The sequence below is a fragment of the Burkholderia anthina genome (genome assembly GCF_902498995.1).
In the GTDB taxonomy this organism is placed as follows: Bacteria; Pseudomonadota; Gammaproteobacteria; order Burkholderiales; family Burkholderiaceae; genus Burkholderia; species Burkholderia anthina.
The window spans coordinates 109,489-121,300 of sequence record NZ_CABVLY010000020.1 but is presented as its reverse complement, the minus strand read 5'-3'; the positions used below and the strand labels follow the sequence as shown (position 1 = coordinate 121,300).

General features: G+C 63.3%; 11 protein-coding genes. 7 read left to right on the top strand and 4 right to left on the bottom strand.

Annotation, left to right across the window (positions count from 1 at the left end; translation table 11 throughout):
* Positions 1 to 293: 293 nt before the first annotated feature.
* On the top strand, positions 294 to 1,118 hold the full coding sequence (locus BME24068_RS24115; RefSeq protein WP_174927569.1) for a hypothetical protein: 825 nt from the start codon (positions 294 to 296) through the stop codon (positions 1,116 to 1,118).
* Positions 1,119 to 1,473: 355 nt separating this feature from the next.
* Here the strand turns inward: BME24068_RS24115 and BME24068_RS24110 are convergent, their stop codons facing one another.
* The 4 genes from BME24068_RS24110 to BME24068_RS24095 form a co-directional block, all read right to left on the bottom strand.
* Complete coding sequence (locus BME24068_RS24110) at positions 1,474 to 2,592, bottom strand: ABC transporter ATP-binding protein (protein ID WP_174927633.1); 1,119 nt, start codon at positions 2,590 to 2,592, stop codon at positions 1,474 to 1,476.
* Positions 2,593 to 2,705: 113 nt separating this feature from the next.
* Positions 2,706 to 3,563 carry a carbohydrate ABC transporter permease gene (locus tag BME24068_RS24105; protein ID WP_096503601.1) on the bottom strand — a complete coding sequence of 286 codons (858 nt, stop codon included), beginning with the start codon at positions 3,561 to 3,563 and terminating at the stop codon, positions 2,706 to 2,708.
* A complete protein-coding gene (locus tag BME24068_RS24100) occupies positions 3,553 to 4,491 on the bottom strand; it encodes a carbohydrate ABC transporter permease (protein ID WP_096503599.1) in 939 nt (312 codons plus the stop codon). The genes BME24068_RS24105 and BME24068_RS24100 overlap by 11 nt, the downstream gene beginning before the upstream one ends.
* Positions 4,492 to 4,627: 136 nt before the next feature.
* Positions 4,628 to 5,875, bottom strand: coding sequence for an ABC transporter substrate-binding protein (locus BME24068_RS24095; protein WP_096503597.1), 1,248 nt, complete (start codon positions 5,873 to 5,875; stop codon positions 4,628 to 4,630).
* Positions 5,876 to 6,305: 430 nt separating this feature from the next.
* Between BME24068_RS24095 and zwf the strand changes: the two genes are divergently transcribed.
* From zwf to BME24068_RS24065, 6 genes are all read left to right on the top strand, one after another.
* Positions 6,306 to 7,775: a glucose-6-phosphate dehydrogenase gene (zwf, locus tag BME24068_RS24090; RefSeq protein ID WP_096503595.1), complete on the top strand. Its 1,470-nt coding sequence runs from the start codon at positions 6,306 to 6,308 to the stop codon at positions 7,773 to 7,775.
* Positions 7,776 to 7,863: 88 nt separating this feature from the next.
* On the top strand, positions 7,864 to 8,544 hold the full coding sequence (gene pgl / locus BME24068_RS24085) for a 6-phosphogluconolactonase (protein ID WP_174927632.1): 681 nt from the start codon (positions 7,864 to 7,866) through the stop codon (positions 8,542 to 8,544).
* Positions 8,522 to 10,450, top strand: a complete 1,929-nt coding sequence (locus BME24068_RS24080) for a bifunctional transcriptional regulator/glucokinase (RefSeq protein ID WP_096503591.1) — start codon at positions 8,522 to 8,524, stop codon at positions 10,448 to 10,450. The genes pgl and BME24068_RS24080 overlap by 23 nt, the downstream gene beginning before the upstream one ends.
* Positions 10,451 to 10,710: 260 nt before the next feature.
* On the top strand, positions 10,711 to 11,007 hold the full coding sequence (locus tag BME24068_RS24075; RefSeq protein ID WP_143331667.1) for a hypothetical protein: 297 nt from the start codon (positions 10,711 to 10,713) through the stop codon (positions 11,005 to 11,007).
* 15 nt (positions 11,008 to 11,022) lie between these two features.
* Positions 11,023 to 11,454 (top strand): STM2901 family protein, encoded by a 432-nt coding sequence (locus BME24068_RS24070; protein WP_096503589.1) that lies wholly within the window; start codon positions 11,023 to 11,025, stop codon positions 11,452 to 11,454.
* Positions 11,454 to 11,810, top strand: coding sequence for a DUF1493 family protein (locus tag BME24068_RS24065; protein ID WP_098549485.1), 357 nt, complete (start codon positions 11,454 to 11,456; stop codon positions 11,808 to 11,810). The genes BME24068_RS24070 and BME24068_RS24065 overlap by 1 nt, the downstream gene beginning before the upstream one ends.
* Positions 11,811 to 11,812 lie beyond the last annotated feature (2 nt).

Genomic DNA, 11,812 nt, shown 5'->3' with positions numbered 1-11,812 from the left:
AGTTCAAGCCCTGAGCGGAGATTGGGTCCGATGCCACTGTGAACGTCCTCCACGTATCGACTCACGATACGGGCGCAAATGGAAAATAAAAGAAACCGGACACGACATGAGGATATCGCCCTCAGCCGGTGCGATGTCGTCCCTCCCGGCAACCCGCTGAGCCAGACCCGATATGCACTGCAGCGTCGCACGGGAGCATTCGAATACGGCACGACGGATGAACTGGGACAAACGCACCTGCTCGCCTCGGTGCCGCACGCTGAAAACATAACAATCTATCTCGCGCAATAGCCATGCCGGAACATACTCACATCTCTCCTGACGGTGATCGATACAAGCGGGTCGCAGCGCGCACAACGACGCCAACGAGCGATGCTTCACCGAAGCCGGTTACTGCCCGGTTCAATACATTCTGGAAAACCGTCCGCAAATGGACCGATGCCGATATTGCTGAATACCACCGCACCGTCCCACAACTGGCAGCGCAAATCCAGGCGGAAACGTATTGGGATCGAAATGGAAGCACGCGCGCAAATCGATTTACGTGCGAGGACTTCGCACTGCGGTTGCTCATCCAGTTTTCTGCATTGCGCGGGCTGCCGCTCAACCTGACGACCGGCGTGCGAAGCTATCGGAATATGGAAATCTACGGCGAACCCGAGCACCGACGATACGATTCGACAATGTACGGCTTCGCCGATATGGTATCGCTGACTTTTGGCGCGCCAGACGTACAGCGCGCGGGTTCGAATACCGTCCGGCTTCTGACACCGGAGTCGCTCCTGCCCGGAGATATGCTCGTACAGGCCAATGATCGCGCTGGTATCGGACACCACGTTCAAATGGTCACGGCGGTATCACTGTCGTCCATTGCGATCATGCAAGGTAATTCGAGCGGCGTGATCGTTCGTCCGTTCACGACAATCATGCGGATATTTGGCCGAAATCGCGCGGATCCGCAAAGCGACAGCTATGCAGGTATGGGCGTCGAAAACGGCCTCTACACGCCTGGCGAGGATGGGTGGGACTACAGAAACAGGACGACAGGTGCCGAAGTCAAAGACTTTCTGAAGCAGTTTCAGCTGTATAGGTGGAATTTCACTGCATTCAACCAGTAACCCGTGGAACGGACATGCGTGCGTTTTTTTCGGTGATCGCTGATAGCGATCTATTTGGTGCTCTCGCGAGCGTATGTTTGCTCGTCGCAGTAGCCGGTTTGTTTTCCAGCGTACGCCGCTCGAAGCTTTATTTCCCGGCCGTCTTCGCATGCCTCATGTTCATGCCAATGCTACACGCGATCGGTTCGTATTTTTTGTCGCTGCCAAATCCATGATTGCAACGTGCACTCCCAGCCATCGAGCGTGAAGGCTGAAGCTGCAGCAAATGCAGCGACCTGGCTTGCGCCGGGGCAATCGACGAGCACAAACCCATGTGTGACCCGGACACTCATCGATAGCCCCAAGCGGAATTGCGTCACGCGATCCGCTCTTCCGACGCCGGATCGAACAGCACCGCCTTCGACACGTCGAACAGCAGCGACTGCGTTTGCCCCGGCTGCGGATTCGCGGCCGGATGCACGCGGCTCACGATCCGCTTGCCGTTCACCTGCGCGAACACGTGCGTGTCCGGCCCGGTCGGCTCGGTCACGTCGACGCGCACGTCGATCGGCTGCAGGTTCGACGCCTCGCCGTTGTGTGCGCTGCGCGCGTCGGTGATGCGCTCCGGACGCAGGCCGAGGATCACCTCGCGGCCGACGTGCGACTTCAGCTTCGCCGTATCGAACGGCAGGTTCAGCGCGCTGCGCGCGAGCCCCGTGTCGATCTCCAGCGCGATCCCGCTACCCTGCTCGACCAGCTTGCCGTTGATGAAGTTCATCGGCGGCGCGCCGATGAAGCCCGCGACGAACAGGTTCGACGGCGAATCGTAGATCTCCTGCGGCGCGCCGAACTGCTGGACGACGCCGTCCTTCATCACCGCGATGCGATCGCCGAGCGTCATCGCCTCGATCTGGTCGTGCGTCACGTAGACGATCGTCGTGCCGAGGCGCTGGTGCAGCAGCTTGATTTCCGCGCGCATCTCGATACGCAGCTTCGCGTCGAGGTTCGACAGCGGTTCGTCGAACAGGAACAGCGACGGGTCGCGCGCGAGCGCACGGCCCATCGCGACGCGCTGGCGCTGGCCGCCCGAGAGCTGGCCGGGCTTGCGGTCGAGCAGATGCTGGATCTGCAGCATCGACGACACGCGCTCGACGATCTGCTGCTGTTCGCTCTTCGGCACCTTGCGGATGTTCAGGCCGAACGAGATGTTCTCGCGCACCGTCATCGACGGATACAGCGCGTACGACTGGAACACCATCGCGATGTCGCGATCCTTCGGCGACAGGTCGTTGACGACCTTGCCGTCGATGCAGATCTCGCCGCTCGTGACGGTCTCGAGCCCGGCGATCATGTTGAGCAGCGTCGATTTCCCGCAGCCCGACCCGCCGACCAGGATCAGGAACTGTCCGTCCTCGATCTCGATGTCGACACCCTTCAGGACCGGCACCCCGTTCGGGTAGGTCTTGTACACGTCACGGATGGAAAGGCTTGCCATGCTGTGAATCCTCTGTCTCGTCTCGCGCGGCGCACTGCGGCGCCGCGTCGGGTTCGTTTCGATGCGCCGCGCGTCGTGCGCGGCCGGTTCGTCGTATCGGGATGAAGCCGCGCTTACCCCTTCACCGCGCCCGCCGTCAGGCCGCGCACGAAGTAGCGGCCGGCGACGACGTAGACCAGCAGCGTCGGCAGCGCGGCGATGATCGCGCCGGCCATGTCGACGTTGTATTCCTTCACGCCCGTCGACGTATTGACGAGGTTGTTCAGCGCGACCGTGATCGGCATCGAATCGACGCCGGAGAACACGATCCCGAACAGGAAGTCGTTCCAGATCTGCGTGAATTGCCAGATCAGGCACACCATGAAGATCGGCAGCGACACCGGCAGCAGGATCTTCGTGAAGATCGTGAAGAAACCCGCGCCGTCGATGCGCGCGGCCTTCACGAGCTCGGCCGGCACGCTCACGTAGAAGTTGCGGAAGAACATCGTCGTGAACGCGATGCCGTACACGACGTGCACGAACACGAGGCCCGGAATCGTGTTGGCGAGGCCGAGCATCCCCTGCAGGCGCGCCATCGGCAGCAGGATCACCTGGAACGGAATGAAGCAGCCGACCAGCATCATCGTGAACAGCGCATCCGCGCCGCGAAAGCGCCAGTGCGTGAGCACGTAGCCGTTGAACGCGCCGATCAGCGACGAGATCAGCACGGCCGGAATCACCATCTGCAGCGAGTTCAGGAAGAACGGCTTCATCCCGTCGCAGCGCACGCCGGTGCACGCGCCGCTCCACGCCTTGATCCACGGATCGAAGGTCCAGTGCGTCGGCGGCGTCAGCAGGTTGCCGGTGCGCAGCTGGTCGAGATCCTTGAACGACGTCGACAGCATCACGTAGATCGGGAACAGGAAATACAGCGCGAACAGGATCAGCGCCGCATAGATCACTGCCCGGCTGATCGTCATCTTAGGCTGCATTGCGGGTGCTCCTCGATTCCATATACATCAGCGGCACCAGCACCGCGACCACGGTCGCGAGCATCATCACCGACGACGCGGCACCCAGCCCGAGCTGGCCGCGGTTGAACGAAAACGTGTACATGAACATGGCCGGCAGCGACGACGACGTGCCGGGGCCGCCCGCCGTCAGCGCGACGACGAGGTCGAAGGTCTTGATCGTGATGTGGCAGAGAATCAGCAGCACCGAGAAGAACACCGGGCGCATGCTCGGAATCACGATCTTGCGGTAGATGGTCGGCAGCGTCGCGCCGTCCACCTGCGCAGCCTTGAAGATCTCGCCGTCGACGCCGCGCAGCCCCGCGAGGAACAGCGCCATCACGAAACCGGTGGACTGCCACACGGCGGCGATCACGATACAGAAGATCGCCTTGTCCGGATCGTCCAGCCAGCCGAACGAGAAGCTCGTCCAGCCCCAGTCGTGCATCACCTTCTCGAGCCCGAGGCCCGGGTTCAGGATCCACTGCCACGCGGTGCCGGTCACGATGAACGACAGCGCCATCGGATACAGGAAGATCGCGCGCAGCGCGCCTTCGGTGCGGATCTTCTGGTCGAGCAGGATCGCGAGGAACAGCCCGAGCGCGACGCAGATCACGATGAACGGAATCCCGAACCAGCCGAGGTTCGCGGCGGAAGTCCACCACACGTCGTTCTGGAACAGGTCCGTGTAACGGCCGAAGCCGTCGAATTCGTAGTTGGGCAACAGCCGCGACCGGGTCAGCGACAGATAGCCGGTAATCAGGATGAAGCCGTAGATGAACACCACGGCGATCGCGACGCTCGGCGCGAGCACGAGCTTCGGAATCCAGCGATCGGCGAAGGCCGACATCGGCGACGTGCGCCGTGCGGCGGCAGCGCCGGATCCGTTTCCGCTAAGAGGGGCAGCCACTTGATTCGACTCCTGGAACGAGGGCGACGCAGGCCGGGCCGGCGCCGGTACGGCGCGGGCCCGCGGGCGAGCCCGTTTGCTGCACATGCAAAAACGCCCGGCCGATCGTGCGTGTCCGGCCGGGCGCCTGTCGCGCTTACTTCACCTTCGCGGCTTTCGCGAGCGCGGCGACCGCGCTCTTCGAATCCTGCTGCGAGTTCATGAACTTCGTCACGACGTCGGTGATCGCGCCGGCCGTCGCGTCGTTCTGCGCCATCCCGTGCGCGAGCGACGGCACGTAGCCGCCCGACTTGATCGCGACCTGCTCGTCGGCGTACGACTTCTTCGCGCAGTCGTCGAACTTGTCCATCTTCACGCCGAGGCGCACCGGAATCGAGCCCTTCAGCAGGCTGAACTGCTCCTGGAAGTCCGGCGTCATGATCGTCTTCGCGAGTGCGAGCTGACCCGGCGTCGCGGCCTTCTGGCCCTTCTGCTGGAAGAACACGAACGAGTCGACGTTGAACGTGTACGAGCTCGCGGTGCCCGGCACCGGCGCGCAGATGTAGTCCTTGCCCGACTTCTTGCCGGCGTTCTCGAACTCGCCCTTCGCCCAGTCGCCCATGAACTGCATGCCGGCCTTGCCGTTGATCACCATCGCGGTCGCGAGGTTCCAGTCGCGGCCGTTACGACCGGCGTCGAAGTAGCCCTGGATCTTGCGCACGGTGTCGAACACCGACAGCATCTGCGGCGACGTCAGCGTAGCCTGGTCGAGATCGACCAGCGCCTTCTTGTAGAACGCCGGGCCCTGCGACAGCACGACGTCTTCCCACAGCGTCAGGTCCTGCCACGGCTGGCCGCCCATCGCGACCGGCTGGATGCCGGCGGCCTTCAGCTTGTCGGCGACCGCGAAGAATTCGGGCCAGGTGGTCGGCACCTTCGCGCCGACCTTGTCGAGCGCGGCCTTGTTGATATAGAGCCAGTTCACGCGGTGCACCGAGAACGGCGCGGCGACGTAGTGGCCCTTGTACTGCATGATCTTGTCGATTTCCGGCGGCAGGTTCTTCTTCCAGTCGCCGGCGACGGAATCGATGTTGACGAGCACGTCCTGGTCGGCCCAGTCCTGGATCAGCGGGCCCTTGATCTGCGCGGCCGACGGTGCGTCGCCGCTGATCACCTTGGTCTTCAGTGCGGTCATGGCCGCCGCGCCCGCGCCGCCCGCGACCGCGAAGTCCTTCCACACGTAGCCCTGCTTCTGGATGTCGTCCTTCAGCACGCCGACGGCTTTCGACTCGCCGCCCGAGGTCCACCAGTGCAGCACCGTAACGTTCTCGGCCGCCTGCGCCGCCATGGCGCCAGCCATCAGACCTGCCGCGCAGAGCGCGCCCATGATCGAGCGAACTTTCATTACTTATCTCCTCCAGACTGAATCAACTCGTGAAGTTCCCTGAACGGGAACCGGCTTCTTGATAAACGACGGGGAAATCGAGCCGCGGGACGCATGCAGCGTACGGGGCCGATGACCGGCCGGGCTCTTACAGAAAGCGTGAATCGAGATTCAACGGCGTGTCTCCTCTTTGTGTTTCTGGCCCGCCGCGATGCCGCGGCGCGAGCCCGGGGTCGACGGCGCGCGGACGATGCGCTCCGTCAATGTCCGATAACATTCGGCACAAGGCGTTCCCGAAGGCGAAGCTCGCGCAGTTCATCGACCACACTTCTTTTTTTCTTCACCCAGGTGCTACCCCTTGCGGCGGATTGTAGTTAAACTACAATTCAGTGTCAAAAATATTTTTATCGCACTACGGATCGCTTCCCAGCACCCCAACCGGCGGAGACACATGCATACCGATTCCAGCTTTACCTTCGTACTTTTCGGCGGCACCGGCGACCTGTCGATGCGCAAGATCCTGCCCGCGCTGTTCGAAGCGCATCGCGGCAACATGCTCGCGGAAAGCGGCCGGATCGTTGCCGTCGCACGGCACGAATCGGATCGGGACGGCTATCTCGAATGGGTCGACACGCATGTGAAGCCGCACGCGGCGAAGGCGGCCGGCAACGCATTCGACGAAAGCGCATGGAAATCCTTCCTCGAGCGCATCGAATACGTGAAGCTCGACCTCGGCCGCGCGGAAGACTACGTCGTGCTGCGCGACGCGGTCGCGCAGTTGCCCGGCATCCGCGTGTTCTATCTCGCGACGGGGCCGTCGCTGTTCGTGCCGATCTGCAAGGCGCTCGCGTCGGTCGGCCTGAACGAAGGCGCGCGCATCGTGCTCGAGAAGCCGCTCGGCTACGACCTGAAGTCGTCGAATGCGATCAACGACGCGGTCGGCGAGATCTTCGCGGAAGGCCAGATCTACCGGATCGACCACTACCTCGGGAAAGAGCCGGTACAGAACCTGCTCGCGCTGCGCTTCGGCAATGCGCTGTTCGAGCCGCTGTGGCGCCGCGAATGGGTCGAGAGCATCCAGATCACCATCGCGGAAGAGCTCGGCGTCGAGGCGCGCGGCGATTTCTACGACAATACGGGCGCGCTGCGCGACATGGTGCAGAACCACCTGCTGCAGCTGCTGTCGATCGTCGCGATGGAGCCGCCGCACTCGATGGATTCCGACTCCGTGCGTGACGAGAAGCTGCGCGTGCTGCGGGCGCTCAAGCCCGTCGATCCGCGCGACATCGGCAAGGTCGCGGTGCGCGGCCAGTATCATGCGGGCGTGATCAAGGGCGCGCAGGTGCCGGCCTACGCAACCGAGCCGGGCGTGAAGCCCGACAGCCAGACCGAAACCTTCGTCGCGCTGAAGGTCGAGATCGAGAACTGGCGCTGGGCGGGCGTGCCGTTCTTCCTGCGCACCGGCAAGCGCCTGGCCGACCGCGTCGCGGAGATCGTCGTCAACTTCCGCCCGGTGCCACACTCGGCGCTGGGGCCGACCGCGCTGCGCGCCGGCTCGAACCGCCTCGTGATCCGGCTGCAGCCGAACGAGACGATTCGCCTGTACTGCCTCGCGAAGCAGCCCGGCGAAGGGATGAACCTCGCGAGCGTGCACCTCGACCTCGCGTTCGACCGGTTCTTCAAGGAAGGGCAGATGGAGGCGTACCAGCGCCTGCTGCTCGACGTGATCAACGGCCGTCTTGCGTTGTTCGTGCGTCGCGACGAACAGGAAGCCGCATGGCGCTGGGTCGAGCCGATCCTGAACGAATGGGCGCGCTCGCTGAAGCCGCCGAAGCCGTACGCGGCGGGCACGTGGGGGCCGGCCGCGGCGAGCGCGATGCTCGCGCAGCACGACACCTGCTGGCTCGAAGAAGAAAACTGATGCAAACCGTTGCCGCGTGCGCGAATGCGCGCGGCAACGCGCCCCACGATTCGCACGAATTGAACAGACAAAGCAGTCCGGAGGAGATGTGATCGAGATCCACGCTTTCGACACCCAGGAAGCGCAAAGCGAAGCGCTCGCGCGCGCCGTCGGCGATGCGCTGCGCGCCGCGCTCGCCGGCCCCGCGCGCCCCACGCTCGCGGTGTCCGGCGGCACGAGCCCGCGCCCGTTCCTGCACACGCTGTCGCATGCGGCGCTCGACTGGGCCGGTGTCGACGTCACGCTGGTCGACGACCGCTGGGTGCCGGAGGACGATGCGGCCAGCAATGCGCACCTCGTGCGCGACACGCTGCTGCAGCACGCCGCGGCCCCTGCCCGCTTCCTGCCGCTCGTCGACACGCGCGTGCCGCTCGACGCGCACGTCGCCGCGCTCAACGCGAACGCCGACTACCGCGTGCCGAACGTCGCGGTACTCGGCATGGGCGAAGACGGCCATACCGCATCGATCTTCGCGGACGCGCCCGAATGGGGCCACGCGATCGTCACGCCCGAACGCTTCGTCGCCGTGCACCCCGGCGCCGCGCCGCATGCGCGCGTGAGCTTTTCGCTCGATGCGCTCAAGCGCGTCGACCGGCTCTTCCTGCTGATCGCGGGCAGCCGCAAACGCGATGTGCTCGACGCCGCGGCCGCGTCGCTGCAGAAGAACGCGATTTCCCAACTGGCCAACGACAAGGGGACCCAGCTCGATGTCTACTGGTGCGCAAAGTAAGGCCGTCGTCGCGGGCCAGCATGCCGACGGCCCGCGCCTGCTCGCGGACGTCGGCGGCACCAACGCGCGCTTCGCGCTGGAAACCGCTCCGGGCGAGATCACGCAGATCCGCGTTTATCCCGGCGCCGACTACCCGACGCTCACCGACGCGATCCGCAAATATCTGAAGGACGTGAAGATCAGCCGCGTGAATCACGCGGCGATCGCGATCGCGAACCCGGTCGACGGCGACCAGGTCACGATGACCAATCACGACTGGAGCTTCTCGATCGAGGCGACGCGCCGCGCGCTCGGCTTCGACACGCTGCTCGTCGTCAACGATTTCACCGCGCTCGCGATGGCGCTGCCCGGCCTCACCGATGCGCAGCGCGTGCAGATCGGCGGCGGCGCGCGCCGCCAGAACAGCGTGATCGGACTGCTCGGGCCCGGCACCGGGCTCGGCGTGTCGGGGCTGATTCCCGCCGACGACCGCTGGATCGCCCTCGGCAGCGAAGGCGGCCACGCGTCGTTCGCGCCGCAGGACGAGCGCGAGGATCTCGTGCTGCAGTACGCGCGCAAGAAGTTTCCGCACGTGTCGTTCGAGCGCGTGTGCGCCGGCCCCGGCATGGAGATCATCTATCGCGCGCTCGCCGCGCGCGACAAGAAGCGCGTCGCCGCCACCGTCGACACGGTCGAGATCGTCGAGCGCGCGCATACCGGCGACGCGCTCGCGCTCGAGACGGTCGAATGCTTCTGCGGGATCCTCGGCGCGTTCGCGGGCAGCGTCGCGCTCACGCTCGGCGCGCTCGGCGGCGTCTATATCGGTGGCGGCGTCGCACTGAAGCTCGGCGAACTGTTCACGCGCTCGTCGTTTCGCGAGCGCTTCGAGGCGAAGGGCCGCTTCACGCACTATCTCGAGAACATTCCGACCTACCTGATCACCGCCGAATATCCGGCGTTCCTCGGCGTATCGGCGATTCTCGCGGAGCAGTTGTCGAACCGTTCGGGCGGCGCATCGTCGGCCGTGTTCGAGCGGATCCGGCAGATGCGCGACGCGCTGACGCCGGCCGAGCGCCGCGTCGCCGATCTCGCGCTGAACCATCCGCGCTCGATCATCAACGATCCGATCGTCGACATCGCGCGCAAGGCGGACGTGAGCCAGCCGACGGTGATCCGCTTCTGCCGCTCGCTCGGCTGCCAGGGGCTGTCGGACTTCAAGCTGAAGCTCGCGACCGGCCTCACGGGCACGATCCCGATGAGCCACAGCCAGGTGCATCTCGGCGATACGGCCACCGACTTCGGCGCGAAGGTGCTCGACAACACGGTATCCGCGATCCTGCAACTGCGCGAGCACCTGAATTTCGAGCATGTCGAAAACGCGATCGAGATCCTGAACAGTGCGCGCCGCATCGAGTTCTACGGGCTCGGCAACTCGAACATCGTCGCGCAGGACGCGCACTACAAGTTCTTCCGGTTCGGGATTCCGACGATCGCGTACGGCGACCTGTACATGCAGGCCGCGTCGGCTGCGCTGCTCGGCAAGGGCGACGTGATCGTCGCGGTGTCGAAGTCGGGACGCGCGCCCGAGCTGCTGCGCGTGCTCGAGGTCGCGATGCAGGCCGGCGCGAAGGTGATCGCGATCACGTCGAGCAACACGCCGCTCGCGAAGCGCGCGACCGTCGCGCTCGAGACCGACCACATCGAGATGCGCGAGTCGCAGCTGTCGATGATCTCGCGGATCCTGCATCTGCTGATGATCGACATCCTCGCGGTGGGCGTCGCGATCCGCCGCGCGTCGACGAACGGCGAGCTGCCCGAGGCCGTCGCGCAGGCGCGGGCACGCGCGAGCGACGACGAAACGGCCGACGTGCTCGACTGGTTGAGCCACGGTGCGTCGCCGGGCGCGAAGGACGTCGCGCGGGACTGACGCTTCGGCGAAACACCATCGGTGCACGACACCCCGAACGCTGGATTCAGGCCCGGCGTTCGGGGTGTTTCGCATGAGCGGCGCCGCCACAAACCACAGCGACTCGGCAATCATCGACGCGCCTTCTGCCGATGGCTGCGCGTGACGTCATACGTTCGTACACACGTCCATTTTCGAACCAGTCCAATTGTCAGCCGTTGCCCAGGCTCGGTAAATTCCTTCACTCCGTGTGATGTCGCCATCTCGGTCCGACGCGAGAAATGATGCGTTTCTCAAAGACCCCGGATTGGCATCGACAGCATCACGTTCATCCAGTTTGCGGAGAGGGATATGCCGAGACCACGTTTTTCAGCCGCATGGGCAGCAGCAATGCGAATTTACGCCCCGATAAATTCTGCGGAGAAGGTTGCGCGAACGATTGGGGCAACGTGGCCACCAATATCCAGCGATGGGGCAAAGCAGGAGTGATCAAATTCCCGCCTTCGCTGGGAGGCCGCACCCTGGACGATAGGCAGGGGATCGTTCTCTTCGTGGCTTCAGCCTCGTCGATAGCCTGAGAGAGGAATACTATAATGAACAACACCTATGACTTTGGTACACATCGAAATCTCGCGCCGATGGAGCTGTTTTTCCTTGTCTTTATCGACGAGACATGCAAGGAGCTTGGTGTTGACGATGTAGCAGCAGTGGTTGCCATTGTGGCCGGTCAAAATTGGCTGCCAACACGAGCAAAGCCCTTTGGTACCACGCCGGGTACTTCTGTTGCGTCGATATTGAGTCGCAAGTATCTGGACTACGATTTGAAGAAGAAGATCCTCCCGACGCTGACCAACGCCAGCGTTAAGCGCTTGAGGTTCATTCTGGTAAGAAACATTGGGGTTTTCGTTGGGCGCGCGGTTCCTGTCGTTGGCTGGGTCATTGCTGCCAACGATGTCACGATGATCAGCATTCGTTCCGTGTCGCGCTATAACGCGCTTGTTAAGCCTGAGGACAAGGTGTTCTGATGAGCCAGTTTACATGGAACGAGTTTGAGGATTTTGTGAGAAGGGAGGCCGGTGTTAGTCCCAAAAAAATTCTCACAAAAGATCATGCCGTCGAGGGTGATTTGGATATCACTGGCGACGATGCGGTCGAGTTTATGGAGAGCTTCTTCGATAAATTTCCGGTGCAAGTTGGAGATTTTGAGTTCAATCGCTACTTCTCAGGAGAGGGCTTTAGCTTGATTGAAGTGGCACGGATGGCTTTCTCCAGAAAACGCCGAGAAAAATATGACAAAGTACCACTGACTCTAGGCATGCTCTATCAGGCTATTTTGGATGGAGAATGGAACCATCAGCGCTTGGAAAGTCTGCCGCGCTGATT